Annotated in this window: 30 protein-coding genes; 24 read left to right on the forward strand and 6 right to left on the reverse strand. The window is 58.3% G+C overall.

Annotation, left to right across the window (positions count from 1 at the left end; genetic code table 11):
* Positions 1 to 7 precede the first annotated feature (7 nt).
* The 19 genes from AEAC466_RS35740 to AEAC466_RS44520 all read left to right on the forward strand — a co-directional run bounded on the left by AEAC466_RS35740 (position 8) and on the right by AEAC466_RS44520 (position 17,563).
* Positions 8 to 961, forward strand: a complete 954-nt coding sequence (locus AEAC466_RS35740; protein WP_023458682.1) for a DUF2184 domain-containing protein — start codon at positions 8 to 10, stop codon at positions 959 to 961.
* Between the two features lie 3 nt (positions 962 to 964).
* Complete coding sequence (locus AEAC466_RS44515; protein ID WP_023458683.1) at positions 965 to 1,141, forward strand: hypothetical protein; 177 nt, start codon at positions 965 to 967, stop codon at positions 1,139 to 1,141.
* A gap of 4 nt (positions 1,142 to 1,145) precedes the next feature.
* Entirely contained in the window at positions 1,146 to 1,634 is a 489-nt protein-coding gene (locus AEAC466_RS35745; RefSeq protein WP_023458684.1) for a DnaT-like ssDNA-binding protein, read from the forward strand.
* Positions 1,634 to 2,005, forward strand: coding sequence for a hypothetical protein (locus AEAC466_RS43805; protein WP_023458685.1), 372 nt, complete (start codon positions 1,634 to 1,636; stop codon positions 2,003 to 2,005). Before AEAC466_RS35745 ends, AEAC466_RS43805 begins: the two co-directional genes overlap by 1 nt.
* A gap of 2 nt (positions 2,006 to 2,007) precedes the next feature.
* Positions 2,008 to 2,316: a hypothetical protein gene (locus AEAC466_RS35750; protein WP_023458686.1), complete on the forward strand. Its 309-nt coding sequence runs from the start codon at positions 2,008 to 2,010 to the stop codon at positions 2,314 to 2,316.
* Entirely contained in the window at positions 2,313 to 2,744 is a 432-nt protein-coding gene (locus tag AEAC466_RS35755; RefSeq protein ID WP_023458687.1) for a phage tail terminator-like protein, read from the forward strand. Before AEAC466_RS35750 ends, AEAC466_RS35755 begins: the two co-directional genes overlap by 4 nt.
* A gap of 77 nt (positions 2,745 to 2,821) precedes the next feature.
* Positions 2,822 to 3,541: a hypothetical protein gene (locus AEAC466_RS35760; RefSeq protein WP_023458688.1), complete on the forward strand. Its 720-nt coding sequence runs from the start codon at positions 2,822 to 2,824 to the stop codon at positions 3,539 to 3,541.
* 191 nt (positions 3,542 to 3,732) lie between these two features.
* Positions 3,733 to 4,170: a hypothetical protein gene (locus AEAC466_RS35765; protein WP_023458689.1), complete on the forward strand. Its 438-nt coding sequence runs from the start codon at positions 3,733 to 3,735 to the stop codon at positions 4,168 to 4,170.
* An 8-nt stretch (positions 4,171 to 4,178) separates the two neighbouring features.
* The gene (locus tag AEAC466_RS35770; RefSeq protein ID WP_023458690.1) at positions 4,179 to 4,487 is read left to right on the forward strand and encodes a phage tail assembly chaperone; all 309 of its coding nucleotides are present in this window, start codon (positions 4,179 to 4,181) and stop codon (positions 4,485 to 4,487) included.
* A gap of 101 nt (positions 4,488 to 4,588) precedes the next feature.
* A complete protein-coding gene (locus AEAC466_RS35775; RefSeq protein ID WP_023458691.1) occupies positions 4,589 to 6,997 on the forward strand; it encodes a hypothetical protein in 2,409 nt (802 codons plus the stop codon).
* An 86-nt stretch (positions 6,998 to 7,083) separates the two neighbouring features.
* Positions 7,084 to 7,677 carry a hypothetical protein gene (locus AEAC466_RS35780; RefSeq protein WP_023458692.1) on the forward strand — a complete coding sequence of 198 codons (594 nt, stop codon included), beginning with the start codon at positions 7,084 to 7,086 and terminating at the stop codon, positions 7,675 to 7,677.
* The gene (locus AEAC466_RS35785) at positions 7,674 to 8,270 is read left to right on the forward strand and encodes a hypothetical protein (RefSeq protein WP_023458693.1); all 597 of its coding nucleotides are present in this window, start codon (positions 7,674 to 7,676) and stop codon (positions 8,268 to 8,270) included. Before AEAC466_RS35780 ends, AEAC466_RS35785 begins: the two co-directional genes overlap by 4 nt.
* Before the next feature lie 3 nt (positions 8,271 to 8,273).
* Positions 8,274 to 8,711, forward strand: coding sequence for a DUF6950 family protein (locus AEAC466_RS35790; protein WP_023458694.1), 438 nt, complete (start codon positions 8,274 to 8,276; stop codon positions 8,709 to 8,711).
* Entirely contained in the window at positions 8,704 to 11,517 is a 2,814-nt protein-coding gene (locus tag AEAC466_RS43810) for a phage tail protein (RefSeq protein ID WP_023458695.1), read from the forward strand. The genes AEAC466_RS35790 and AEAC466_RS43810 overlap by 8 nt, the downstream gene beginning before the upstream one ends.
* Entirely contained in the window at positions 11,514 to 11,705 is a 192-nt protein-coding gene (locus tag AEAC466_RS35795; RefSeq protein ID WP_023458696.1) for a hypothetical protein, read from the forward strand. The genes AEAC466_RS43810 and AEAC466_RS35795 overlap by 4 nt, the downstream gene beginning before the upstream one ends.
* Before the next feature lie 2 nt (positions 11,706 to 11,707).
* Positions 11,708 to 14,077, forward strand: coding sequence for a hypothetical protein (locus AEAC466_RS35800; RefSeq protein WP_023458697.1), 2,370 nt, complete (start codon positions 11,708 to 11,710; stop codon positions 14,075 to 14,077).
* A gap of 36 nt (positions 14,078 to 14,113) precedes the next feature.
* Positions 14,114 to 14,560 carry a hypothetical protein gene (locus AEAC466_RS35805; RefSeq protein ID WP_023458698.1) on the forward strand — a complete coding sequence of 149 codons (447 nt, stop codon included), beginning with the start codon at positions 14,114 to 14,116 and terminating at the stop codon, positions 14,558 to 14,560.
* Positions 14,557 to 16,698, forward strand: coding sequence for a hypothetical protein (locus AEAC466_RS35810; RefSeq protein WP_023458699.1), 2,142 nt, complete (start codon positions 14,557 to 14,559; stop codon positions 16,696 to 16,698). Before AEAC466_RS35805 ends, AEAC466_RS35810 begins: the two co-directional genes overlap by 4 nt.
* 10 nt (positions 16,699 to 16,708) lie before the next feature.
* Positions 16,709 to 17,563 (forward strand): hypothetical protein, encoded by an 855-nt coding sequence (locus AEAC466_RS44520; protein ID WP_155913682.1) that lies wholly within the window; start codon positions 16,709 to 16,711, stop codon positions 17,561 to 17,563.
* On the opposite strand, the gene AEAC466_RS35815 is transcribed toward AEAC466_RS44520, so the two are convergent.
* Positions 17,560 to 18,630 carry an acyltransferase family protein gene (locus tag AEAC466_RS35815; protein ID WP_023458700.1) on the reverse strand — a complete coding sequence of 357 codons (1,071 nt, stop codon included), beginning with the start codon at positions 18,628 to 18,630 and terminating at the stop codon, positions 17,560 to 17,562. The two genes, AEAC466_RS44520 and AEAC466_RS35815, sit on opposite strands and share 4 nt — an antisense overlap.
* A 139-nt stretch (positions 18,631 to 18,769) precedes the next feature.
* On the opposite strand from AEAC466_RS35815, the gene AEAC466_RS35820 reads away from it, so the two are divergent.
* The 3 genes from AEAC466_RS35820 to AEAC466_RS35830 are packed head-to-tail and all read left to right on the forward strand — an operon-like array spanning position 18,770 to position 19,830.
* Complete coding sequence (locus AEAC466_RS35820; RefSeq protein WP_023458701.1) at positions 18,770 to 19,060, forward strand: hypothetical protein; 291 nt, start codon at positions 18,770 to 18,772, stop codon at positions 19,058 to 19,060.
* Positions 19,057 to 19,503, forward strand: coding sequence for a D-Ala-D-Ala carboxypeptidase family metallohydrolase (locus AEAC466_RS35825; RefSeq protein ID WP_023458702.1), 447 nt, complete (start codon positions 19,057 to 19,059; stop codon positions 19,501 to 19,503). Before AEAC466_RS35820 ends, AEAC466_RS35825 begins: the two co-directional genes overlap by 4 nt.
* A gap of 24 nt (positions 19,504 to 19,527) precedes the next feature.
* Positions 19,528 to 19,830: a hypothetical protein gene (locus tag AEAC466_RS35830; RefSeq protein ID WP_023458703.1), complete on the forward strand. Its 303-nt coding sequence runs from the start codon at positions 19,528 to 19,530 to the stop codon at positions 19,828 to 19,830.
* On the opposite strand, the gene AEAC466_RS35835 is transcribed toward AEAC466_RS35830, so the two are convergent.
* Positions 19,827 to 20,144, reverse strand: coding sequence for a hypothetical protein (locus AEAC466_RS35835; RefSeq protein WP_023458704.1), 318 nt, complete (start codon positions 20,142 to 20,144; stop codon positions 19,827 to 19,829). The two genes, AEAC466_RS35830 and AEAC466_RS35835, sit on opposite strands and share 4 nt — an antisense overlap.
* A gap of 252 nt (positions 20,145 to 20,396) precedes the next feature.
* On the opposite strand from AEAC466_RS35835, the gene AEAC466_RS35840 reads away from it, so the two are divergent.
* On the forward strand, positions 20,397 to 20,786 hold the full coding sequence (locus AEAC466_RS35840; protein WP_081714649.1) for a response regulator: 390 nt from the start codon (positions 20,397 to 20,399) through the stop codon (positions 20,784 to 20,786).
* Positions 20,787 to 20,797: 11 nt separating this feature from the next.
* Here the strand turns inward: AEAC466_RS35840 and AEAC466_RS35845 are convergent, their stop codons facing one another.
* Together AEAC466_RS35845 and AEAC466_RS35850 are read right to left on the reverse strand one after the other, a co-directional pair.
* A complete protein-coding gene (locus tag AEAC466_RS35845; RefSeq protein ID WP_023458706.1) occupies positions 20,798 to 21,022 on the reverse strand; it encodes a hypothetical protein in 225 nt (74 codons plus the stop codon).
* 82 nt (positions 21,023 to 21,104) lie between these two features.
* Complete coding sequence (locus AEAC466_RS35850) at positions 21,105 to 23,072, reverse strand: alpha/beta hydrolase family protein (protein WP_023458707.1); 1,968 nt, start codon at positions 23,070 to 23,072, stop codon at positions 21,105 to 21,107.
* A 146-nt stretch (positions 23,073 to 23,218) separates the two neighbouring features.
* On the opposite strand from AEAC466_RS35850, the gene AEAC466_RS44890 reads away from it, so the two are divergent.
* Positions 23,219 to 23,359 carry a hypothetical protein gene (locus tag AEAC466_RS44890; protein WP_023458708.1) on the forward strand — a complete coding sequence of 47 codons (141 nt, stop codon included), beginning with the start codon at positions 23,219 to 23,221 and terminating at the stop codon, positions 23,357 to 23,359.
* 467 nt (positions 23,360 to 23,826) lie between these two features.
* On the opposite strand, the gene AEAC466_RS35855 is transcribed toward AEAC466_RS44890, so the two are convergent.
* Complete coding sequence (locus tag AEAC466_RS35855) at positions 23,827 to 24,165, reverse strand: hypothetical protein (protein WP_023458709.1); 339 nt, start codon at positions 24,163 to 24,165, stop codon at positions 23,827 to 23,829.
* Complete coding sequence (locus AEAC466_RS44165; protein ID WP_081714650.1) at positions 24,153 to 24,521, reverse strand: DUF4329 domain-containing protein; 369 nt, start codon at positions 24,519 to 24,521, stop codon at positions 24,153 to 24,155. The genes AEAC466_RS35855 and AEAC466_RS44165 overlap by 13 nt, the downstream gene beginning before the upstream one ends.
* Between the last annotated feature and the right edge of the window lie 2 nt (positions 24,522 to 24,523).

Consider the following 24,523-nt stretch of genomic DNA (forward strand, 5'->3'; position numbering starts at 1 on the left):
CCTTACCATGCAAAAGCTAAACATCCAGGACGCTCAGCAAGTCGCCATGAGCTTCCTTCTGCGTCAGGCCGCCCTGATCGAGCCGGAAGTCTACCAGATCAAGTATCAGGACATTCAGTATCCGACGCTGATCCCGGTCGATACGTCGGCGCCGGAATGGATCCAGTCGGTCACCTACATGTCGATGGACGCGGTTGGCCAGGCGCAGTGGTTCAACGGCAATGCCCAGGACGCGCCACGCATCGAGCTGACGCGTGAAAAGTTCGAGACCGGCGTGTCCATGGCCGCCATCGGTTATGGCTATACGCTGGAGGAACTGGGCACCGCTCAGATGCTCGGCATGAATCTGGCGGCCGACAAGGCCTTGGCCGCGCGTCGCGCCGCCGAGGAAAAGATCGATGCCGTGGCCTTTGCCGGTGATGCCCAGAAGGGCTTTTCCGGTCTGGTCAATGCCGCGACGCCGACGGCGACCATGGCGCCGGCCGATGGTGCGTCTTCGGCCACCACCTTTGCCAGCAAGACGCCGGATCAGATCCTGCGCGATGTCAACGGCGTGCTGACCGGCATTTTCACCGGCACGTTGGGGGCGGAAATCGCCGATACCCTGTTGATGCCCTATGCCGTGCTGCTCGACCTGTCGACGCGCCGCATGGACGCCGTCAACCAGACGACGGTTCTGGAATGGATCGAGCGCAACAACATCTTCACGCGCACGACCGGCCAGCCCCTGACCCTGCGGGGTGTGTTCGGTTATCTGGATACGGTGGGCGCGTCGGGCACGAAGCGTCTGGTCGCCTATCGCCGGTCGCCGGAGGTGCTGAAAATGCACCTGCCGATGCCGTTCCAGTTCCTCCAGCCGTGGCAGACCGGGCCGATGCGTTTCGACGTGCCGGGCATCTTCCGCGTCGGTGGTGTCGATATCCGCCGTCCGAAGTCGGTCCGTTACCTGGACGGGATCTAGCACATGCAGATTACCAATATCCAGAAGGGCGCGCGCGGGCTCAATACGACCACCGGCGCGGTCCTGATCGGGCCGGGCGAAAGCGTGGCCGGTATCGAGCTGAACGAGGCCGAACTGGCCATCGCCAAGGCGACGGGCTGGTTCGAATTCGACAGCAAACCCGTAAAGAAGAAGGACTGACACCATGGCAGGGTATGGCAGTGACGACGCGTTCCAGGCGTGGCTGAGCGGCAATGGCCATGCCCTGCCGGCCGGTGCGCCCGCCGCGGCGGTGCTGCGGCAACGCGGCAGCGCCTATATCGATGCGACCTATGGGCTGCGCTTTCCGGGCCAGCCCGTGGGCGGGTTCGATCAGGACCGCGCCTGGCCCCGCGCCGGGGCGGTTCTGATCAGCGGGGCTTTTGTGCCGCCGGAGGTGGTGCCCAATGCCGTGGTGCAGGCCAGTTACGCCGCCGCCTTTCAGGAGGCGGTGTCGCCGGGCAGCCTGTCGGTGGTGGGGTCCGTTGCCGGACGGGTCAAGCGTGAAAAGGTCGAAGGCGCGGTCGAGGTTGAGTACCAGGTCGGCGGCGATATGTCCGCCGCCGGATGGGTTCCGATCCTCACGGCAGTCGAAGGGCTTTTGGCGCCGTTGCTTGTGCCGGTCGCGCCCATTCCCGGCATAGTGGTGGTGTGATGGCGCAATTCGATTATAGCCGGATGCAGGCGACGGCGGCGCGTTTGCTTGGCCGCTTCGCTCAAGGCGAGGTGGTGTTGCGGCGGGCCGGTGCGCCGGTGGCCGATGCCGCCGCTCCGTGGGTTGCGCCCATCGCTACCGAGGCTCAGGCTTGGACGCTTAATGCCACCATCAAGGGCGTCAGCCAGAAATTCATCGATGGCGATCTGGTCACGGCGTCCGATCTGGAGGTGACGGCGGCGGCATTCGCCGACGCACCCCGGGTCGGTGATGTGTTGATCGTCGATGGTCAGGCGCGCACCGTATTGAGCGTCAGCCGCGTGCCCGCTGCCGGTCCGGTGGTGGCATGGACCTTCGTGGTGAAAGGATAGGCATGGACAGTTTCAGCAATGCCATTGCCGCCTGGACCCGTGCGGCCGAGACGCAGATTGCGCGGACCTTTCTTTTGAGCAGCCGCCGTGTGGTCGATCGGATGGACGAGGTCATGCCTGAACCGGTCAGGGGGACGCTGAACGTCTTCGTATCGGCGTCCGGCCATGACCTGATTGCCAGTTATCAGTCGCCGGACGCGCAGGCCGCCAATTACGGCCAGCAGGGCAAGCCGCCCGTTCAGGCCGTGAAACGCGCCGCGCAGGCGTGGCAGTCCATCGTCAAAACGGTCGCCAGCGAGGTGCAGTCATGACCCCCGGTGTCGAGACGCGGATTTGGCTGGCCCTGCGTCAGCGTGTAACCAGTTTGCCGGGCGGATTGGCCATAGATTGGCCGGGCAGCGATTTTACGCCGCCGGCGGATGACGGCGGGCCCTTGGGTTTCGTCGAGGTTCGCCAGGTGCAGAGCCCGGGCACGCGTATTCTGATCGGATCGCAGAGCGCCTCCGGTCGGGCCGGTGTCTTGCAGCTGTCGCTCATGGTGCCCATTGCCCGAGGCGTGGCGGATGCGGCGGTGGCGGAGATGGCCGGTCAGATGGCCGCCCATTTTCCCGCCGATCTCAAACTTCGCTTCATGGGGTTGGAGGTCCGTATCGAACGGGCCGCCGACATCGCCGCCGGTTACCGCGACGGCGTTTACTGGCGCGTGCCGGTCAGTGTGCGCTGGCGTGCCTACGCTTAAATTTCACTTTTCCTCTTCCGGCCCGTGCCGGTTCTCCTGACCCGCTTCGGCGGGTTTTTCCTTGAAAGGACAGACATATGTCTCTCTATCCCGTAGCGGGCGCCAAACTGTATATCGGCGGTGCGCTCAACGACAAGAACGCCGACTTTACCGCCGCCGACTTCGCGTCGCAAACCTGGACCGAAATCGACGGCTGGGAAACCATGGGCGCCATCGGCGATACGTCGAAGGAAATCGCCACCGAGCTGATCAACCGTGGCCGTTCCATCAAGCAAAAGGGCACGCGCGACGCTGGTTCGATGGAAAATGAGTTCGCCATCATTTCGGGCGACCCGGGCCAAGAAGCGGTGTTGGCCGCCGAACGGACGCGCAGCAATTTCGCCTTCCGCATCGTGTTCGATGACGCGCCGATCACCACGGCTAAGGCTGCCACAATCACCATCGCGTCGCCGGGCGTCGTCACCAGCACGGCGCATGGCTATAGCGACGGCGACAAGGTGGTCTTTTCGACAACCGGCGCCTTGCCGACCGGTCTGGCGGCGGGCACCACCTATTACGTGGTCAGCAGCACGGCCAACAGCTTCAGCGTCGCCGCCACCTCTGGTGGTTCGGCCATTGTTACGACCGGCACGCAATCGGGTGTTCATACGGTGTCGAAGGTGGCCTCCGGGTCGCAGCGCCTGTTCATCGCCCTGGTCATGTCCGCCGAAGAGCAGGGCGGCGGCGCCGATACGGTTCAGAAGCTGAAGGCCAAGTTCGGCATCAATTCGAACGTTGTGAAGATCGCGGCGGGTTAGAGCCGGTTCCGGCCCGACACCGGATCATTACACCGCGCGAAGACGCGCGGTCAGGGGAGGGTGATGTCGGCATCCTTCCCGCCCGTAGAGCGCCGATCTGACGGCCTCCGATCGGCGCTCTACATTTTTGTTTTTACGCGTTTTTTTAGACAGCGCTCTTGATGTGCTCTGGCCGACAAAGGAAACAGATTATGGATATTTCGACCCTCAAAAAAGACAGTTCCGCCATCGCCGCCGGCCAATGGGTCGGCGATATTCCCGGCCTGGGGGAGGTGCGGCTCTATGTGCGCGGCCTGTCCAGCGCCGCGGCGGTCAGTTTGCGTCAGCGCAAGGAGCGCGCGGTGCCCAACGATCAGCGCGAGCGCGACGGTAGTCTCAAGCCCGATGCGGCGGTGCGCCTGACGACCGAAGTGCTGCATGAAGCCATTCTGCTCGGCTGGGAAGGCCTGACCTCGGGCGGCAAGCCGTTGGCCTATGACAGCGAAACCGCGCGCAAATACCTGACCGATCCGGATTTTGAGGCCTTTGCCGACGCGGTGGTGTGGGCGTCGCGGGTGGTCGATCGCGGGACGGCAGCCACCAAGGAGGCGTTGGAAAAAAACTCCGTGACGCCGTCCTCTGGGGCCTAGATGGCGGCATGGACACGGCGCCGCCCCCGGCCTTGCTGCCCGGCGCTAACCAGTTTCTTCAGGCGTTTTGGGAAGTTTCCCATGACCGTCCGGTGGGGTTCGGCGTCGGGCCGGTGCCGTTTGGGGCCATCGACCGGTGGGCCAGACGGTACGGCATCGATGACGCGGACGATTTCGATGACCTGGTCGGCGCTATCCGCGTGATGGATGGCGTCTATCTGGACCGGTGCAACAGCGCGTCGGATAAGACTGCGGAGCGCAAGCCCCGCGTCTCGCGGCCATTGACGGCAAATCTATTCGACGTTCTGCTGGGATAAACCCGGCGAATATGGGTTTTGAATGAGGGTGAGCGGCGGACCGTTCGCACGTTAAACGACCCCGCCCTGACCGGCGGGGTTTTTCTTTGGAGTAAACCGCGATGGATATTGCCGAGCTTGGCCTCAAAATAAAGCTCCAGGGCGCGGATGAAGCGCTCAGAGCCTTAAAGGCCGTCCGTGATGAAGCGGGTAAGGCCGAAGCGGCGATCGGGCGTTTGGAAAAGATTTCCGGCCGCGCCGATGGAACTCTAAGGCAACTGGTAACGGGCGCAAATAAGGCTGAGGGGGCGTTCAGGACCCTTGGAAACAGTCTGGGAAACGCCGGTGGGGCGCAGAGCACCTTCGTTTCGCAGGTTAAGGATGCGGAAGGGATTTTTCGCAAGGCGGGCGACAGCTTGCGTGGCTATCAGGCCGAACTGGATCATGCGAGCCAGACGCAACAATCGGTTGGCGCAAATGTCAAGACAGGCCCTGGTCCGAACAAACCGGCGACGGGTCATGGCGGTGGCGCCGAGACAGCGGAACCTGGGGGTGGCGCGGGGGTTCGTGCGGGTGGGTTCGGGCATGGGCCAGGCGCACAGCCAGGAAAGGCGCCCGGAACAGGGCTTGGGACGGGGCCTGGGACGGGGATTGGCGGTGGCGAGGGTGCCGGCGAGGCATTAGGTACATCCTTACAGTCCGCAGGCACAGGGGCGGAAAAAAGCTCGCGCAGCTTCGACAAGTTGAATTCTACCCTGTTTGATATGGGTAAGAGCATGGTGCAGGGCGAGGGATTTTCGACTGTCCTCAAAGGTAGCGCGCTGGACCTCGCGCAGGGCGCTTTGGAAGCCTCGGTTGGCCTTGATGGTCTGGGTGTTGCGGCGCTTGCTGCCAATCCGGTGGTTTGGGGCGTAGGCGCAGCGGCGGGCGTCGCGGCCGGCGCATTTATGGTGTTCAAGTCAGACGTCAATAAGGCGGCGGATACCGACAACTTTGTCAAATCGCTCGGGCTTTCTGAGGGCCAGCTGAAACGGTTGGGGGACACCAGCGTAACCACGGGCGACATGATGACGGGGCTCTGGAATACGGCGGACGAGGCGTTTCACCTGAAAGACACCTTTGACTCCCTTTCCAAGTGGGTCGTGGATAGTTTCCGCGCTATTCTGGATTGGGGTGTTAAAACGTGGATAAACCTGGCGTCTGCTGTTGGCGCCACGATCAGCACCATTCAAAAGGTTTTTGCCAATGTGCCGGCGATTGTCGGAGATGCCTTTATTACGGGAGTAAATTTCGCCATTAAGGCTATCGAAGGGTTGGTCAATAAGGTCATCGACGGCATAAACCTTGTGATGAAATCGGCAAATGGCGTCCTTGGTGCCCTAGGGCAGGCGCCCGTTTTCAAGCCGATTGAACACGTCGAACTGGGGCAGTTTGAAAACAAATTCAAAGGCACCATCACGAACATCAATACGTTTTGGGGGGATGAGTTCAAGCGCATTTCCGGTAATATGTTGGGCGGTATGCAGGCCTTTCTGGACGAGTGGCAAAAGAAATCCATCGAAGCACGTAATGAACGGGTGACCGGCCAGTCCGACGCCATAAAGGAACAAGATAAAGCGGCAACACCCGCGCCGTCCGGTGGTGGCACGGCGCCGTCAAAGGTGACGCCAGAATCGGAGACCGTTGCTGCGGCGTCCGCTGAAACTGCACCCAAATCCGCGACTGTTGGTACAGGCGACCCATCTCTCGCGAGTTTTGCGACCAACATTGCCAATACTGCTCTCACCGGCGGCCTTGGTGCCGCTATGGGGCTTAATGTTGCCGCCGGTGCGCTCGCCAATATCGCGGCGGCAGGTGCGAAGGTGGTAAACACGGCGTCGGATGCGGTAGCGACCGTAAATGACGGTCTTGCGAAGACCGCCGAAAGTCTCCATCCGGTGCGTGACGAGATCGCCGGAATGGGCGAAGACCTGGCCAAGGCTATCGTCAGCGGCAAGAGTTTGGGCGCGACATTCACCGACTCCCTGCGCAAGATGGCTCAAGAATGGATGACCAGCGGTATCCAAAAGATGTTCGATGCTTTGATCGGTGCCAAGGGCAGCGAAGGCACGGGCATATTCGGTGGAATATTTGACAAAGCGGGCGCGGGAGGCGGTTTGGGTAAGGTTCTCAAAGGTCTCGGTGGGCTTTTCGGCCTCGGCAAGAATGCCATGGGCACGGACAACTGGCGCGGCGGGCCGACCTGGGTCGGGGAACGCGGGCCGGAGATCGTCAATCTGCCGCGCGGTGCGCAGGTTATACCCAATCATCGGATCGGGGCGGCGGCGGGCGGCGGTGCCGGGGGTGGGCCGGTCGAGGTGCGCGTGCATGTCGATCAGGATGGCAACTGGCAGGCGGCGGTCGGCAAGATCGCCGGCAAGGTGGCCGGGCCTATCGCTCAGCAGGCCGGCAGCCAGGCCGCCATGGCCGGATCGCAGATCGCACAGAGCAGCATGGCCGACCGTCAGCGCCGCAGTCTCAGGGCTGTTTAGCCCCGGCGGAGCCAGGGAGGTGCGGGTTAATAGCTCTAGCATATTCTTTTTTAAGCGCTTTTTAGCGCCAAGCGGAGACACTCATCATGAGCGTGACCCTTCCATCGTGGCCATCGCCGCAGCAATTTACGCCGCGCCTGATCGGCTATGGCAATGACCTGACGCCGCCGCTGGGCGGCGATATTCAGCGTATCGTCCGTCTTGGCGACCGTTGGGCGGTTGAAGTTACCCTGGCGCCCCAGTATCGCGAAGACGCCGAAATCTGGCTGTCGCGGCTGGCGCAAGGGACGCGCGACAGCGTGATCTACGACTGGCCGCAACGCGAAGGCGGAGTGGGTACGCCGGGGACGCCCGTGGTCAATGGCGCGGGCCAGTCCGGCAACAGCCTGAGCCTGGACGGCCTGACGCCGGGCTATGTGATCGGTGAGGGGCAGTTTTTCAGTGTGATTGTCTCAGGGCGGCGCTATTTGCACATGGCCACGGCCGCGGTGACCGTCAACGGGGCGGGGCAGGCCGTGGTGCCGATCCTGCCGCTTCTGCGCGTTACGCCGCCGGACAATGCGGTGGTGGAGATCGCCCAGCCGAAGATCGAAGGCCTGATCCAAAAGGACGATGTGACCCTGCCCATGGGCGCGACCGGCATCATCATTCTCAAATTTTCTATAACCGAGCAAAAATGACCCTCGATACAGCTTTCAAAACGGCGCTTGACGGCGATGTCGTCGGGCTGTTCGCCGCTATCGAAATCGTGCATCCGGCCGGTACGGCGCGGCTTCTGGACGGATCGGCCGTGCTCGGTTTTAATGGGCACACCTGGACCGGCAGCGATCCGCTCTTCGGATCGCTGGGGAATCTGGAGGCGATCAGCGATGGCAGCGGCGAAGAGGCCCCGGCCTTCAAGCTGTCGCTTTTGCCGCCCAGCGCCAGCGCCGCCGTCGCCATGGTGACGCCCGCCGCGCAAGGGGCGCGCGTCAGCGTCTATGTTGGGTGTTTCAATGTCAACACCGGCCAGGTGGTCGGCACGCCGGACCTGCGTTTTGTCGGCGAGATAGACACCGCCACCCTGTCGCCCGGAAATGCCCAGGCCATGGTGGTGTTCGACGTCGTGTCGGCGTTTGAACGGTTCTTCGCGGTGGAGGAGGGCGCCAAGTTGTCGCACAGTTTCCACACCAATATCTGGCCCGGCGAGCTGGGCTTTGAATATCTGACCAACGTGCTGAGCAAGATGCCGTGGGGCCAGAATGGCAATTTGCCGCCGCTAAGCAGGGCGTAATCGATGACACATGAACTGATCCGGCGTGCCCGGGCCGCGGAGGCCTTGGTCGCGCAATACGAACACGCGCCTTATCGGCTGGGCAAGGCCGATTGCGTGCGCATGGTGGCCAACCATCTGCGGCGCATGGGGCATGCGGTGTCACTGATCAAGGGCGGGACCTATTCGACGCCGCGCGGCGCGGTAAAGGCGCTGGCCAAGGCCGGTTTCGACAGCCTGGAGGCGGCGCTGGACGCGCGGTTTATCCGCATCCCTCCGGCGGCGGCTCTGACCGGCGATGTGGTGGCGATGGAAAGCGATTTTCCGTTGTCGGCCCTGGCGGTGTGTCTCAGCAACAATGCGGTTTTGCATACGCAGGGTGGTGGCTTCGCCATCAGCCGGCCGCTGCAATGCCTGGCCGCCTGGCGGGTGCCGTGTCTGAAGGCGGTGGACCATGGCTGATCCGGTAACGTGGACATTGGCGGCAATCAAGGGCATGGCAACGGCCTATGGGACGTGGGCAACGTCGCACGCCCTAGCTGCGGCGGCGGTTCAGATGGTCGGCAGTAGCCTGCTTAGTATTGCCCTGGCACCGAAGCCGAAGGTTGCGGGCGGGCAGTCCGATTTCAAGGCCGATACGGACGCGGGCATTCCCATAGTCTTCGGGCGCACCGCGACCGGCGGCAATCTGGTTTTCCAGTATCCGCATGGCCGCAAGAACCGGATGCTGGACCTGTTCACCATCCTGTCGGGTTGTGGACCTATCGAAGGCATCGAAAGCTTTATGGCCGATGAGCAGGCCGTGACGTTCAATGCGTCGGGTGTAGTCACCAACACCCCGTCGTTCAAGGACCAGATGTTCATGACGACGCGGATGGGGGCCATACCTGATCTGGCGCTCAGTCAACCGGGCGGGCAGGCGACGGCGGACGGTGTTTTCACGCAATGGACATCGGCGCACTGCTTAAGCGGCTATGCCAGCGCGTGGTGGGTGTGTCAGTACGACACCGAAAAGCTCAACAGTTTGCCCAAGCCGCGCTGGGTGCTGAAAGGTGTGAAGGTCTATGACCCGCGCCAGGACAGCACTTATCCGGGGGGAGCGGGGCCGCAGCGCATCGACCAGCCCGGCACGCACACCTATTCCGAAAACCCGTATCTGCACGCGGTCAAGTGGCTGTACGGCTATTGGCAGAACGGCAAGAAGGTGGCGGGTGTCGGCGTGCCGGCCGAAAATATCGACCTGCCGGCCTTTGTCGCCGGGGCCAATATGGCGGCGGCCATCGGCTGGAAGATCGGTGGTGTGGTGACCACAAAGGACAGCAAGTGGCAGATATTGAAGGCCATATTGCAGGCCGGATGCGGCGAGCCATCGGAGCTGGGGGCCAAGGTGTCGTGCAGTTTCAGTGGGCCGCGTACGTCCCTGGCGACCCTGACCAGCAACGATCTGACCTCCATGCCGACGCTTCAGGCGATGATGTCGCGGCGGGACCGCATCAACACCGTGGTGCCGCGCTATCGGTCGGAAGAGCATAACTGGGAAGTGGTCGCCGCCGATCCGGTAAAGGTTGCCGACTATGTGACGGCAGACGGTGAACCGCGCACGAAGGAAATCGAATATCCGCTGTGCCAGAACCTGACCCAGGCCGGGCAATTGGCGGCCTATGACCTGGTCAATGCGCGCGAGTTTCAGCCGCTGACACTGCCGGTCAAGCCGCGCTGGCTGGGCTATCAGCCCGGCGATTGCATCACTGTCAATATTCCGGAGTTGGGGCTCAATTCGCAAAAGGCGGTCATCATCAAACGCTCGTCGCCCGATCCGGCGACGGGCGCTGTGACCTTGACCTTGCGATCGGAAACCGATGCCAAGCATGCGTTTGCGCTGGGGACATCGGCAGTGCCGCCGCCGACGCCGGGTCTGACTGTGCCGGATTTTACGTCGGTCATTGCGCCGGCGGTCGGGGCCTTTTCGGCCAGCGTCGGCTATCTCACCAGCGGGGCCAATGCCTTGCCGGCGATCACGGTTACTGGGGTAGGGGATAATCCCTTCGCCACGGATATCCTTATTGAATATCGCATCGTTGGGACCAGTGAGTGGGTATTGTGGACATCGGCGCCGGCCACGACCACGCGCTTTACCATCACTGGCCTGGATGCCGGACAGACCTATGAAATCGCCGTGTCGTACCGCACGCTTTTGGGCGGGGTCGGGGCGCGCCGGGTCTATGGCCCGTTTGTTACGGGAGCGGTCAATGCCGGGCAGTTGTCCGGGGTCGAAGGCGTGGCGATCATCAACGGCTTGCAGAGCAACCTGGAAGGTCTGGCTAAGGAAATTCTGAGCCGTCAGAACCTCGATGCGTTCACCAAGGCGTCTTTTTACGACGGTGACGGCAAGTCGGTGAAGACTATCGCTTTGAATGCGGTGGACAAGGCCGATAATGCGGTCAGTGCGTTGAATGTCATCGGGGCTTTGACGCCTGACAAGAGCGCGTTTGTGTTCAATGCAGCAACCGTGAAGGTCGATGGGTCTACGACCCTGGCGCAATATGTCGATGCGACCACAACCCGCGTCGGCACGCTGGAAACGACGGTGGCCATTCAGCAAACGTCGCTGAACGGCATTTCCGGCAAGCTGTCACTAAGCGTTACGGCGCCGGGCGGCACCGGCGGCATAGTTATCGGCGCCGGACCGGCGGGATCGTATATCGGCATGGCGGCGGCTGAGTTCGCCATTTTCGATAATAGCGACACGACGGTGTACACCAAGCCGTTCAGCTACATGTCGGGGATTATCACCCTCAACGCCAATGTGGTCATTAACGGAAATGCCGTGGTCAACGGAACGATCACGACGGACAAGATTGTTGTTCGGGGCGTGTCGGATTCTGCCGCCCGGGACGTGCCTGCCATAAACAATTTGTCGTCCGAAACCACGGTGGCTTCCCTGGTTTTCAATCCGGATGGCGGCCGCGTGCGAGTAAGTTTCCGACTGTCCATCGAAAATACCGGGGGCAGCGATTGCGCGGTGCGGGTCAAGGTTTTCCGCAACGGCGTCAACATGTCCGGATCAATACTAAAGAAAGCTGGCGTCGCCTTCACTGAGGTCTTCACAAGCTATGTCATGGATTATGCTGGTTTGAGCGGTAACCAGACCTATTCAATCAGCGTTCAAACCGTGACCGGCCAAAACATAGGTGACACGGGTGGCTCGCCTTACTCCGCCGGGAATCTGCAATCCGGCAACCTTACCCTCGAGACATTCAAACGATGAAGCAATACGCCATTTACGCCGATGAGCAGCCTTTCACGCTGTTCATCGGTTCGGAAGACACCTTGGCGGCCAATCTGAGCGCATGGGCGCAGTACGGGCAGGCGATTGCCTGGCGGGAATTGGACGATTTCATTCCCGTCTGCGCCCAGATGCCGGATTACGACACATCACAGGTCACGAAAGTTTAATTATGACCATTTCATCGCCTTCAAATCCCGCCCTCATCCTTGATGACGGCGCGGTCACTTTTGCGCCAACGGGCGGCGGCACCTTCACGCGCAAAGGCACGGTCGGAGGTGCTGCGCGCGTCTTCGACACCGGCTCGTCCGCAGCCCCATGGGCGGGTGTTGCGGCGTTTCAAGCCTCGGTGCTGGATCGTTCCAGCGGCAATGAACAGTATGTTCTAACCGTCGAAGGCTGCGCCAACGCGGACTTTACCGGCGAGGTTCGGGGGCTGGCGCAATGGTCGATGTCGGTGGCCGGGCAACAGGACATTGTCGGGCTATCTACGCTTGATCCGATTGACAACACCATCTGGCGCTATCTGCGTCTGTCGGTGCAGGTGTCCGGCACCACGCCCGCCATTGCGGTTACGGCCTTTGTGCGGGCGCTGTCCGATCTGGAAAGCTTCACCTTTGCCGAACTGGTGCAGTTGCAGGTGTTCGCCCTGGAAAACCTGCAAAATGCGGTCGGGTGCTGGTTGCCCTGGGCGACGGGCGTGGTCGGCGGCGGGCCGAATGGCGACGGCAAGTATCCGATCTATGATGGGTTCGGTCATAGTGTTCTGGTCAAATGCCCGGCGCAGATCGCATCTGACGGCGGCGGGCTGTCGCAGGGCAATATCGACGGGCTGACCGAAGTCACCGATGGCACGATTTCGCCCATGGTGCCCGCGACCTTCCCTATCAGCGGCGGGCGGGCGCTGGCCAAGTTCGATCTGTTTGCCCAGATCGCGCGCAACCGCCAGAACATGCCGACGCAATCGAACCTCGCCAACATCGATTACATGTTCGGGATGACAACAGCGGGTATCGAACGCCGGATCGACACAAACGCGTTGATTCAGAATTTCGGTGGAGTCATCGATCCGACGCGTGCGCCGTATAATTGCAAGTTCGATTTCCGCGACTATCGCGCTTTCGCGGCGACGGCGGGGTCGGAGATTATCGAGTCGGCGGATGCAAATGTCGTCACAGCGGCGGACATCGGGAAGGAATTCTGGCTGTCGAATGTCGGGAGCGTGGATGGCTGTCTCTATGGCTGGATCGGCCAGATTGTCGATAGCCGTCATTTCCGTATCTATACCGATGCGACCTTTTCCACGCCGAAGACCTCGTCGGCTTCTCAGGCCAATCTGGACGGGATGTGGGGCAGCGACGACACGGTCGGTATACAGAGGGCGTTCGATGATGCCGAGCCGCCCAATCATTATTCACGCGGCAAGGTCGTGGTTATCCCCGGTATCGCTATCGTTTCCGCCGTCCGGTTTGGATCGATTGCCATCTATGGCTTTGCGTCACAGACCTGCGGGTTTGCGCAACGACCGGAGTATTCTACAACGACCTCTCCCATGGTTGCCGACAAGATTACCGGCGTCTATGCCAGCAAGCGTCCGCACCACTACAGTCTGATCAATCTCAGTTTCTTCGGGCAGAAATATTGTCAGTTCTATACATCGTTCCGGCGGTGTTTTGAAATCCGGGGCGGCAATTTCGGCGCCTTCTGGGAAGGGGCGCCGTATGGCCATATCGAAAACCTGATCTTTATCGAGGCGCAATGGGAAGGTGCATCGTTGCAACAGGCCTTCGCCGGCAAGGCCTATGGCTTACAAGCATTTTCAAACAATTGGTGTGGCATCCGTTGCGGGCTTTGGGACTTGAATGGCCATAGCTGGCACTGCGAAGCCAATGGGCATGCGGGCATATTGAGTCATATGGCGGGGGCGAACCTAACCAATGTCAAATGCTCTTACAATGGTGGGAGTGCAAGCGGGACGTTTATTCATGAAAATTCGGCTAACTATACTGAACTGGGCATAGGCAACTCGGTTACAAATATCCGGGTACAGGAATCCTGGGGCCACGGCATCTGTATCAGCAATGCCGACCCACTAGGCATTACTAACAATGCCGCCCAAAAGAACAAATTCTATCTCGCCGCATTTGACGATGTTGCCAATATGGGGCCTGGTCACGGCGTGCGTCCGGCTAGCCTGCCGACCGTGCGGGCAATGATCTATATAAAGGGCGGTACATCGACCGACAATGTCCTTGATCTTGTCACCGGCACCTACGGTATCTCGGTCAGCGGTGCGCCACCCGAAAACAATGCCACACACGGCTATTTCGACACTGGCAACCCGCAACGCAACATTGTTCATCTGCGCACGCCCGGGACCACGAATGCGCCGTCAGACTGGTATGCCGGTCGAACGACACCCTTGCCCGCCATTCCGGCCGGCACCGGCGCCTATGCGCCAGGTCCTTGGGGGACGGATTCCTCAACCTCGATCGGTGCGCGCAACCCGGAAGTTACCGTCAATGGCGCGTCCGTTCCATAACCATGTCGCCTCAGGGCGTTTTCTTAAGGAGAGAAGATGGGAGCTAGTTATAGGGATGCTGCCGGAAATTTACGCGATGCACTCGGCATCAAGATCGTCGATAATTCCAGCTATATCGACAGCGCGGGCGTGTTACGCGATGCGGTTGGCATCATGGTTTTTTCGGACGCTAAAACCGGAGCTATAGGCGTCAATGTTGTTTCCGGTGTCTATGTTGATGCCGGCGGATTGCCACGCGATCCAGTTGGGGCGCGCATTGTGCCTGGGGCATATATGGATGTGGCGGGCCAATTGCGCGATCCAATGCCAATTTTCTACATTGAGGCACCAGTCATCAACGCCTTACTCGGTCCATTGGATTTTGCTCCATTGCATGGGCCAACTGACAATGCACCGCTGATTTACACAATGCCGCCGGTTACCAGCGGCTGGAATGACCTGTCCATTTGGGACGATACTCAACTATGGAGTGACGACGCATGACAATTGCACGTTTTGGCAATGGTGAAACCTTCGGCTCGATTCGAGCCCGGCTGAATGAGGTTCTTCAGATCGTTGATCCGATTGTCACCCCGCCGAGCTATCCTTGGGATGTCGCGGTCGATCCTAATGTGATCATCAGTCAAACAGAAATCGCCCCTGGCGCTACATTCGCGCACATCAAGTTTACGCTCGACCGGACTCCGTGGCGGACCGTTCGTCTGTTCTTTGGTATTGTCAACGGCAACCAAACTGGCTTCAATACTGTTCTTATGGCTCCATCATTGCCATACATGGCAATGTGGTCGCCGGGCGACGATCTGGACTGCTACGTCTCAATTCCGCTTACCGGTGTTAACGCGAATAGTGTTGCCGGCTGGAAATTCCAGGTCGGGGTTACAGGGGCTTATGGCTCATCCGGTTTTGTTGGGGCTGAAGCTGGTTCCAGTTTTTATGTAAATGTTGTGGCGAGCCCCGCAGTCCCCAACGTCCTTCCCGGCACGATGCCGTTCCATCGCAAACCGCTCAAACTTCAATTGGGCACAGCGTCCTATGACGAAGATATGGCTAACTTCACTTGGTCACGTCTTGGCGTTAAGCCGAGTGGTGGCTCCTGCTGGCGTACGAGTCTGCAATATGGTGATGGTCCCGCGAACGCCAATGAAAAGGGTCTGTACGCCAACGAAGTCACCTATCCCGGTACAGATGCGCATATCAAGGGTACCGATAGTGCCGGTCGCCCTTATGTTCGTATGCATACCAAGCGGTTCCCAGGCTCGCCCAAGAACCAAATCGATATGAATGGGGCATCGACGGCTAACTTCTGGCAGTACCAGGGCTCCTGGCTTTCAGGACAAACTATCGACGCCTTGTGTAATGAAACGGGCGTGTGGGAATTGGAATTCGTCTCTCCTGATCGGCAGTATGCCTGGTCGGCGCACTGGATGATGGGGGTAAATCCAACAACCCACGCTACCGTTTGGCCTCCGGAAATTGACGTTTTCGAGCATTTCAACGGCGTTTATGGCGCATGGGATTTCCAGCAACAGACCTCAACGACACTTCACGCGGGACCGTTTGGCGGCGATCGCAAGCTTGCCAAGGGCATGGGCACCCTGCTCAAGTACATGGGCTTTGATGGCGGAATCAACCTGAACCGCGAGATCCACAAAAGCCAATGTCATGTAGGTGCTGATTATATCACGATCTTCATTGATGGCATTGAAATATGCCAGTTCCAGCATATTCTGAAGCCACCGAAGCCAACAGATACCAAGCTATTTCACCCCATCCTCGACGTGGCCGTCGCACCTCCTAGCGTTGACGATGCCTACGACCAAGGCAGCGGCGATATGCTTGTGTATGGCTACCGCTATTACCCGCTGTCACAGGTTACGTTGGTCGATCAAATGGACGCTAAGCCGTGGGCCAATGGCAAGAAGACGCCGGACCCGGCGGCATCTATGTTTCCGCCCAAAATCACGACGTCAGCGGCTTTGGCTATGGGCGAAGACCGCGCTGTGTCGTATCAAATTGCCGCGAACTCAACCTGTACTTGGGCATTGGAAAGCGGCGGTGCAGATAACGCAGTGTTCTCATTGACCTCGGACGGTTTGCTGACGCGTGATGCCTTTAACTTCGAAGCGCCAATCGACGCCAACGCTGATAACGTCTATGAAATTCTAGTCCGAGCGACGGATACGGCCTCTGGCTCTACCGTTACAAAGCTGCTCAAGTTGACTATTCAGGACCGACCCGAAGGCCCAAGGCCGGAGCAGTTGACTACGGATCAGGCCAACTTTGTTACGCCCCCCTGGACAGGCGGAACATTCACTGACCAAGCTGATGGCTACCACAAAGTCAATGACAATACGACTTACCGCTGCAACTGGAATGCCGGTGTTGTGTCCACTCCATATGACGCCTGGATACAGTCGGTCGAGGTCTATAACCCAACCGGTGCTGCTATTAATTGCGTTCTGTTCCAGCAATACGACGAAGTAGTAAAACAGCAAAGCATTGCAGCTGGCCAAACCGTCATTGTGTCAGGTGTCACTTCTAACTCCTATACGCGCGGTATCGGCATTAAGGGGCAGGGACTTTACGTCAGAAACATGAGCGTCACACCACAGTATACTTAAGGAGAACATCATGGTTGAACCACGCGTACTCAACAGCGCAGACATTCAGGCGGCAGGCGGGGCGTTGGACGCGTCGCTTAAGCCTATAGCTAAGTCCGGCTCCTATGCCGACCTTAGCAATAAACCTACGCTTTTCAGCGGGGCTTACGCCGATTTATCCGGCAAGCCATCGTTGTTCAGTGGGACTTATGCCGACCTTTCCGGTAAGCCGACGCTAGGAGATGCTGCATCTAAAAATGTAGGAGTGGCCGGCGGAGTTGCATCTTATGATGATCCACGGATTGGGTCTGGTGGGGGATCATCGGCTATTCGGCGACACGCCTATGTCTCCGGGAACTATTACTCGCCCTTCCGGGGCACGCGGATAGATACCAACTATCAAGTCGCGGCTGACACCCTCTATGCAATTCCTTTCGTCGTGGATCGTGATCTAACAGTTTCTACTTTGGTCGTAAACGTAGCCAGCGGTGTATCGGCGACCTCTGGAATTGTGGGGATTTACTCAGATAATGGTGGTAAGCCTGGAATGAAGCTTTTTGAAGCGCCAGCATTTAGCTGCGCCACGTCTGCATTTGTTGAAGCGGTTTTGTCGTCAAATCAAACACTGGCAGCTGGTGCGTACTGGATAGTCACACTCTATAATGGAGCGCCAACGATTAAGGGCGTGACAAACACTAGTACTGAATTGACCCATTTTATGGGATCCTCATCATCCAATAACATCGTCAATTCTGCCGGTTCGGCGCCGTCAGGATATAATCAGACCGCAGCACAGGCATATAGTGTAGGTTTGCCAACCACGTTTGGTGCAATATCCCCACGGACGGGAGCGGCCACACCAGCGGCTTTTTTCAAGGCAGCCTAGGTCAATACAGCGGGGCGTCGTCTTGCTATTTTCTTTCCAAGAGCCATTGACGGCGCCTCAACATATTTGAAAAATAAAAGCGTGGCGACCAACACAACAGGCAAGCTGCAAATCAGCGCGATCATCGGCGCTACATACGGGTCTAATAAATATGCAGTATAAAACATGATCGGCATATGGATTAGATATAGGCTGAATGATACCTTTCCCAACCACGCAAGGGGGCGCGCCGATAGCGCAAGGTCGACTTTCGGCATAGAAATGCAGCAAGCGATTATGTGGCACGCGGTAAAGCCATAAAGCAAATCCCGCAGAGTGAACGAGTGTACAGACATTAATGCCGCCGGATAGACAATGCAGAAGGCTAGAACGTGTGATACTGCACCGAGTTTCTGTATGAGATGAATAACTTGCTTCCGGTAGAGCGCCAATGAAATGCCAGCCATGAAATACATGAGGTAGTACACAGTAAGGAGACCGCCCGATAAGATGGATTTGGCTTCGTAGATGTTGTCCGGGCCGTCGCGATGAACGAAGGCCTTAATAGCAAGCAAAGACAGAGCGATAAAAATGGGGACGGCCGACCATTTTGCACGCGATGCGAACCATAGAAGGAGCGGGAACAGGAGCGACGCCCGCATTTCGATGATCAATGACCATATCGCGCTATCCATGAAGGTTGTCCCACGCATGCCGGTCATGAGCAAATGGCCAAGGAAATTCTGCAACGTCAGATCATTGGTGTAGTGGTCAACGCCTAATTTTAAATTCGGATGGGCGTCGCTTACCGCGTTGAATGGGATGGCGGCAATTGTGATGGCGATGGCGAATGGCAGGTATATTCGGCAAAACCGTTTGAGAATAAATGCGGGGTAATCCTGCGATTTTCCCTCTGTATATGAGAGTGTCAGAACAAAGCCGGACAGGACAAAGAACAGCAGTACGGATAGACGCGCCATCTGATGGCTGATGTCGGAATTAATCCCGCCTATTAGACAAATATGGCAGGCGACCACGGTAAGGGCTGCGATGCCCCTGATTGAATCCAGACCAGAAAACCTACTCATAATATGTATCCGAATTGAAACGTTTTTATGCCCAGCAGTTATGCACGTTTCATTAGATACGCACAACTTTTCGCTGCGGTGCATTCAAACAATATTCGCCGCCCGTCACGGGCGGCTTTTTTATGCCCGAAAGGCTTCAATGACTCGCACATATGACACGCTGGACGCCATCGTCGTCATCAGCGCCATGCTGATTATCGGCGGTGGGGTTGGATCGCTGATGTTCTTCGATCCGCCGCAAAACAATCTGCCTATCATTGCCAGTCTGCTCGGGACGCTGCTCGGCACCATTGTCGGGGGCTATGCCGGCTTCCGATGGGGCGCGTCTCAGGGGCAGGGCAATTCCCAGACGTCCCTTGCCGCCGGGCGCGCGACCGTGTCGGCGACATTCCAATCCACCACACCAACTCAAGAGGACACCCAGCCATGACGTGGAGCGCTCACTATTTCACGCTGGACGAATTGATTCATTCCGACACGGCAGTACGTCGTTCGATCAGCAATGTGCCGCCGCCTGCGATCGTCAACCGGTTGAAAACCACGGCGGTCAGCCTGGACGCCGTGCGGCGGTTGCTGGGGCGGCCGATCTTCGTATCCAGCGGGTATCGCGGTCCGGAACTCAACCGCATCGTCGGCGGGGCGGACAGTTCGGCCCATACGCAAGGCTATGCGGTCGATTTCACCAGCCCCGATTACGGCAACCCGCTGCGCGTTGCCGAAGCCATTCGCGACAGCGGTATCCGCTATGATCAACTGATCCACGAAGGGACGTGGGTCCATCTCAGCTTCGATCCGCGCCAGCGTATGCAGACCCTGACCGCCCGTTTCCGGCCGGGGAAGCCGACCACCTACGACACGGGGCTTCATGCCTGATGTCGTGTAAAAGGAGAGTGTGTCATGGCGCTTGATGCCGATGCGTTCGGCCTGGTCATGACGTGGCTTCTGACCATCGCCGGCGCGGTTATATGGGCGGTGCGTCAGGAAGGGCGGATCAACCTGGCCAATGAAAAGATCGCCAATCTGAGCGACCGGCTGAATACCGCAACCGCCGCCCTGGCGCGCTTCGATGAAACGACCCAGGCCCAGGTCGAAGAATATCGCCGTCATACCGACGCCAAGATCGATCAGTTGGGCGCCAGCCTCAGTCAGAAGCTGGAGCGGGTGTTCGACAAGCTGGATCAGAAGATGGACAAAACCTAGGCCTGGCGGACGTAGGCTTCGTCGGTTGTGACGGGGAAGGGGGCGGTATGTCCATTGCGATCGATGCCGATAAATACGCTTTTCAACATGCGCGGTTTGATGACGATCGGCACGCCGGCGGTGAGTTCCAGCTTTTGCTGGCGCCAGTCGTCCGGCGCCTGGCCGACACGTTCGCAGAGGAGCCGGAAATCCGCTTCGGCCAAGTAAAGCGTCAGGCTGTGAATGCCTCGTCCGGTGGCGGTATTCAGGTCGGCCATAAGACGGGGAAAGACGCGCTCTGCGGGGGTTTGGGTGTGCATCGGGGCAATGGTCATTTTGATATCTCCTCCGCGAGGTCTGGGCGCGACTTTTGGGCGCGTTCTTATTTTGTTCCTTTCGCGGTGGTGGAGTCAAGCATGCCAATACCGTTTTGTGGGGATAGATAGCGGCGGGGTGTCATACCCTGTTTATCCGCGAGTGTTGCGTGCCGTCGGTACACCAAAACGTGACCCGGCAGGGGGCAAACGCCGCGGAAACCGGCTGTTCATTTGGCAGGTTCAGCGTCATGCTTCCACGGAGGTTGCGTGATGTCAGTAGTGAGTCAAACATCGGAAGTGATTTTGGTCGCGGATGACAATCCGGATGCGCTGTTTATGGTGCAGTCGATGCTTGACCTGCTGGGCTTTGCCGCCGAATGCGTCGAAAACGGCCGTATCGCCTGCGAACGGGCCATGACGCAGCGTTATCGTTGCATACTTATGGATATCGAAATGCCCGAAATGGACGGGCTGGCGGCCGCTCGGACCATCCGCGATGCTGAACAGGCGGAGGGCGGTATTTTTACGCCCATTTTAGGGATGACGGGGCACACCGATACAGGCACGCGGGTATTGTGCGAACGCGCCGGCATGAGCGGCGTTCTGCTGAAGCCGTTCCTGATTTCGAACCTGGAAGAGAAGCTGGCGGAGATAGGGTAGGGGGCGAGCGCTCAGTTCTGTTTAAAAAATTGGGCAATGAGTGAGTAGACATATACTACCGCCACGGTGATTGCTCCGCCGGCGAATATGGACATCATCTCGCGTCCAAATTCCGGAGCATATAACGAGGTTTCCCCGTCGGTGTATAGTTTATAGGCCAGCCCCAGCGCGATTAAAGCTGTAACGGCCAATACTAATTGCAGAAGGTATTTGAGTTTCCAATCAAACGTCTTCATAGGCAGCCTCCCTTCAAGTGTCAGCGCCATTTTTACCGCGCGAACGTGCTCAGAACAGGCCCACACAGCGCAATTTGCCCTATTACCCTGCGGGGTTATATTTTTCCAGAAACGCCAGCGCCGCTTTCATCATGTCTATGCGGGCGGAGCCGATGGTCTCCCAATGGTCCTGGCCCTTGTAGATGACGAACTCCACCGGCTTGCCCGCTGCCTTTAGCGCGCTTTCCATCTTCCGGCTTTGGCTGATCGGCACCACGGTGTCGTCGGTCCCGTGGATGAGGAGGATCGGGCAATAGGCATTCTCCGCCTGGCGGGCCGGCGAGATATCGTTGTAGAATTTCGGATCACCCAGATATTGCTTCAGCGACAGTATCCGGGGGCTGTCGAAGGCTTGGGTTTTGCTGAGTTCGAAATCGAGCAGGCTTCGGGCATCGGAAACGCCGGCGATGGAAACCGCGCAATTATATATGCCCGGGTCGAGCGTGGCGCCGGCCAGAGCCGCGTAACCGCCATAGGAGGCGCCGAGGATCGCCACGCGTTTGGGATCGACAAGACCTAGCTGGACCAGATGGCGCACGCCGTCGCTGAGGTCGGTCTGCATCCTCTTGCCCCATTCGCCATAGCCGGCCTCGGCAAATGCGCTGCCATAGCCACCGGAGCCGCGGAAATTGGGTTGCAGCACGGCATAGCCGCGTGACGCCGATACCTGGGTCTGCCAGTCAAAATCACCATAATCACGCGCTTCCGGTCCGCCATGCGGCAGCACGATGAGCGGGAGGTTTTTGGCAGCCTTGCGCGGCGGCAAGGTCAGATAGCCATGAATGTCCAGGCCATCCGCCGCCTTGTAAGTGATTGGCTGTTTCTCGGTTATCCATTCCGGCGGCAGGTTCGTATAGTTGCGCGCCAGAACGGAGACCGCTCCGGTTGTGGCGTCCACGAAATAGTAGGTGCCGGCATCCGTGGCGCTTTCGCCGTAAAGGATCATCTGGCGCGGATCTTCGGCGAAGCCGGCGAAACGGATGCGGTACTTTTGCCCCATGACTTGCGGTAAAAGGCTCACCAGCTTTTTCATCAGCGGATCGAAATAGGTGTAGGTCACCCAGTCATCCGAATGGGAATAGCCGATCAACCGCGCGGTGCTCGGGTGGAATATCAGACTGGCAGATTTCGCGTCCCCGACATCGAGTGCCGGCTGGAGTACGCCATCCGCGCCGATCTCGTGATACTCACCCTTGAGCTCATCCTTGCTGAAATAGACAACAACGGAATTACCATCTCGCCCCAGACCTTCGAGAACAGGCATATTCAAGGGCTCGACCATTTTGTATATGCAGCTAAACCGGTTGGTCTTTCCGGGAATGCCGGTGTTGTAATACAGGCGCCATTCCTTGCTTATGTTATTGAACTCCGCATAGGCGATTGGAAAGCCTTCGGGTGTCAGCACGAAGTTTTGCGTATCGTTGGTGCCTTCTACGATCAGGTGCCCGCGCGGCTTGTCCGGCGCGAAACTGAACAGGCAAAGGTTCGGCGGGGACATGCGGTAGCTTGACGCCGTGATCCGGTATTCTCCCTCAACCTTTATACGCTGCGCCCCTCCGACGACGATGTTGTAAAAGCCATCTTCCTTTGAAAACAGCGTCATGACCTCGCGCGTATTGAGATTTACGCTGCGAACGAAAAGGAATTCCTGTTTATAGCCGACAAATTCCTTGATGATCGTGGTGCGCGAGTTCGTAATAACCACATGCTCATTATCGGCCCAGAACAGATCGCGGATCTTGGCCGGCCCGATACCGATATAGTTGGGCTTATTCTCCGCGATTGTGAAATGGATCAGCACCTTGTTGTCGCCACTCTGGCTGATCATGGCGATGCGCTTGCCATCGGGGGATATGGCGATTTGATCGACCAGGGGCGGCGCGGCATAGGCTTCGACCGTCGGCAGCGGCGGCAGGTCGTCGGCGTGTGCGGCTACAGCCGGCAGCAGGCTGGCGGTCGTCGCCGCAGCGGAAAGGCGCAGCAGGCCACGCCGGTCGAGTTCGGATGTCATGGAATGCCCCCTCAGCATGTTACCGCAATGATCTATAGCCGAGTCCGCTATTGGGCAAGCCATATCGATAATGGCGGAACTCTTGCGCCCGGTTCTGTTTTTCAGCGGCATCGCCCGCCAAGCCTTCGACCGCCTGCGCAGGGCCTATGTTGAAGTCAGGTTATTCCGCAGACTACACCGTCAGCGACGAGGAACTCGCCTGGCTCACCGAACGGGTAAAGCTGCTGCAAGAAGCCGTCGGCACCGTCTGCCAGGACCGCCTAAACCCGGCGCACCTCTCGGATTAGTTTGTAAATACAAAGGGATATCGGCATCGCACCTCAACAAGCGCGCCATGCACCTCTCATCCGGCAAGCGCAAACCCCTTATTCTGCAAGGTTCCGAAGCCTAAAACCACCCCAGCACCTCTCGCCCTTTTATCCTGCCTCTCACATAACCGGTAAAAATAGGCCGCAAACACCCTCATTTGCGGCCCATAGCGCGTCCAGATCGGAAGGCAAGATTTCGGCCCGTGAGAGACGCACCCGTCTCCATCCCAAAGCCTTACAGGCAAAGGGTTTTAGGCCGAAGAGTCTCCATAAAAAAGGCCAGAACCTCCAGATTCCGGCGTTTTCGTATAAGTGAGAGACATAAAAAACGATGTGCAGACAAGGACTTAAGGCGCATCGGGAGACAAGCCTTTTATCTTGCCTTCACTCCGTTCCCATTTTGATCTCTTATCTGCTCACGCTAAAATTTAGGAAGCCTGAGCCGCCTATTTTTCATAGCAAGCTTGTTTGACGAGGCTCCCATCACGAAGCACATCGTAGGCCAAGCAAGAAGCTGTGCCATGCGCTGGCATTTTGATGACATCGCCTTGAGTGAAGGCTTTTTGGTGCAAAATCACCGTGATTTTATCAGTTGAGGCGGTAACCCTGGCACTAACATGCTTTGTGTCGAAGTGAGCTTGCTTCGCCTTTTTCAAAACGGCCAACAGGGCATTCAATTCTTCCGGGGAGATGATTTTGTTTTCAACCGCCTGAGCGAAAACAAAAGACGAGCAAATCAAGTTGACCGCCGTGGCCAAAATTATGAGCCTAATCAATTTACGCATTGCTTTAAGTCCTTGCTACCATTTCCACAAACGACAGGTTTTGCCACGTCGGGGTTGCCCTTTTTAACAACAGTCACCTGACCGCTACCGCTGTCATATTTTCTCACAGATCCGCCAGGGCCTGAAACGTAGGATTGATATCCCGGATTCGTCTTGCCAATATCGTTCGCATTCTCGACGTCCGGTCCGGAAAAATTATCTGAGTTGTATTGATCTTTGTCAGGGGTAGTGGGGACAATACCATCTTTAGTTTGCTTAGTGTACTGGCCGTGGCTGTGCCATTCGCTATCATCACTTCCCTTTTTGATGTCATGTCCGGCTACCGAAGTTTTATCGCCGCGATGGACCTCCGTCACGT

The sequence above is a fragment of the Asticcacaulis sp. AC466 genome (assembly GCF_000495815.1).
GTDB lineage: Bacteria > Pseudomonadota > Alphaproteobacteria > Caulobacterales > Caulobacteraceae > Asticcacaulis.

Excerpts from the sequence above, each read along its gene's own strand:
- AEAC466_RS35760 (WP_023458688.1), top strand. The coding sequence starts at position 2,822 with ATGTCTCTCTATCCCGTAGCGGGCGCCAAACTGTATATCGGCGGTGCG.
- AEAC466_RS35745 (WP_023458684.1), top strand. The coding sequence starts at position 1,146 with ATGGCAGGGTATGGCAGTGACGACGCGTTCCAGGCGTGGCTGAGCGGC.
- AEAC466_RS35775 (WP_023458691.1), top strand. The coding sequence starts at position 4,589 with ATGGATATTGCCGAGCTTGGCCTCAAAATAAAGCTCCAGGGCGCGGAT.
- AEAC466_RS35850 (WP_023458707.1), bottom strand. The coding sequence starts at position 23,072 with ATGACATCCGAACTCGACCGGCGTGGCCTGCTGCGCCTTTCCGCTGCG.
- AEAC466_RS44515 (WP_023458683.1), top strand. The coding sequence starts at position 965 with ATGCAGATTACCAATATCCAGAAGGGCGCGCGCGGGCTCAATACGACC.
- AEAC466_RS44890 (WP_023458708.1), top strand. The coding sequence starts at position 23,219 with ATGTTGAAGTCAGGTTATTCCGCAGACTACACCGTCAGCGACGAGGAA.
- AEAC466_RS35750 (WP_023458686.1), top strand. The coding sequence starts at position 2,008 with ATGGACAGTTTCAGCAATGCCATTGCCGCCTGGACCCGTGCGGCCGAG.
- AEAC466_RS35790 (WP_023458694.1), top strand. The coding sequence starts at position 8,274 with ATGACACATGAACTGATCCGGCGTGCCCGGGCCGCGGAGGCCTTGGTC.
- AEAC466_RS43810 (WP_023458695.1), top strand. The coding sequence starts at position 8,704 with ATGGCTGATCCGGTAACGTGGACATTGGCGGCAATCAAGGGCATGGCA.
- AEAC466_RS43805 (WP_023458685.1), top strand. The coding sequence starts at position 1,634 with ATGGCGCAATTCGATTATAGCCGGATGCAGGCGACGGCGGCGCGTTTG.
- AEAC466_RS35835 (WP_023458704.1), bottom strand. The coding sequence starts at position 20,144 with ATGACCATTGCCCCGATGCACACCCAAACCCCCGCAGAGCGCGTCTTT.
- AEAC466_RS35740 (WP_023458682.1), top strand. The coding sequence starts at position 8 with ATGCAAAAGCTAAACATCCAGGACGCTCAGCAAGTCGCCATGAGCTTC.
- AEAC466_RS35820 (WP_023458701.1), top strand. The coding sequence starts at position 18,770 with ATGACTCGCACATATGACACGCTGGACGCCATCGTCGTCATCAGCGCC.
- AEAC466_RS35755 (WP_023458687.1), top strand. The coding sequence starts at position 2,313 with ATGACCCCCGGTGTCGAGACGCGGATTTGGCTGGCCCTGCGTCAGCGT.
- AEAC466_RS35780 (WP_023458692.1), top strand. The coding sequence starts at position 7,084 with ATGAGCGTGACCCTTCCATCGTGGCCATCGCCGCAGCAATTTACGCCG.
- AEAC466_RS35845 (WP_023458706.1), bottom strand. The coding sequence starts at position 21,022 with ATGAAGACGTTTGATTGGAAACTCAAATACCTTCTGCAATTAGTATTG.
- AEAC466_RS35795 (WP_023458696.1), top strand. The coding sequence starts at position 11,514 with ATGAAGCAATACGCCATTTACGCCGATGAGCAGCCTTTCACGCTGTTC.
- AEAC466_RS44520 (WP_155913682.1), top strand. The coding sequence starts at position 16,709 with ATGGTTGAACCACGCGTACTCAACAGCGCAGACATTCAGGCGGCAGGC.
- AEAC466_RS35770 (WP_023458690.1), top strand. The coding sequence starts at position 4,179 with ATGGACACGGCGCCGCCCCCGGCCTTGCTGCCCGGCGCTAACCAGTTT.
- AEAC466_RS35800 (WP_023458697.1), top strand. The coding sequence starts at position 11,708 with ATGACCATTTCATCGCCTTCAAATCCCGCCCTCATCCTTGATGACGGC.
- AEAC466_RS35810 (WP_023458699.1), top strand. The coding sequence starts at position 14,557 with ATGACAATTGCACGTTTTGGCAATGGTGAAACCTTCGGCTCGATTCGA.
- AEAC466_RS35765 (WP_023458689.1), top strand. The coding sequence starts at position 3,733 with ATGGATATTTCGACCCTCAAAAAAGACAGTTCCGCCATCGCCGCCGGC.
- AEAC466_RS35855 (WP_023458709.1), bottom strand. The coding sequence starts at position 24,165 with ATGCGTAAATTGATTAGGCTCATAATTTTGGCCACGGCGGTCAACTTG.
- AEAC466_RS35815 (WP_023458700.1), bottom strand. The coding sequence starts at position 18,630 with ATGAGTAGGTTTTCTGGTCTGGATTCAATCAGGGGCATCGCAGCCCTT.
- AEAC466_RS35785 (WP_023458693.1), top strand. The coding sequence starts at position 7,674 with ATGACCCTCGATACAGCTTTCAAAACGGCGCTTGACGGCGATGTCGTC.
- AEAC466_RS35805 (WP_023458698.1), top strand. The coding sequence starts at position 14,114 with ATGGGAGCTAGTTATAGGGATGCTGCCGGAAATTTACGCGATGCACTC.
- AEAC466_RS35840 (WP_081714649.1), top strand. The coding sequence starts at position 20,397 with ATGTCAGTAGTGAGTCAAACATCGGAAGTGATTTTGGTCGCGGATGAC.
- AEAC466_RS35830 (WP_023458703.1), top strand. The coding sequence starts at position 19,528 with ATGGCGCTTGATGCCGATGCGTTCGGCCTGGTCATGACGTGGCTTCTG.
- AEAC466_RS35825 (WP_023458702.1), top strand. The coding sequence starts at position 19,057 with ATGACGTGGAGCGCTCACTATTTCACGCTGGACGAATTGATTCATTCC.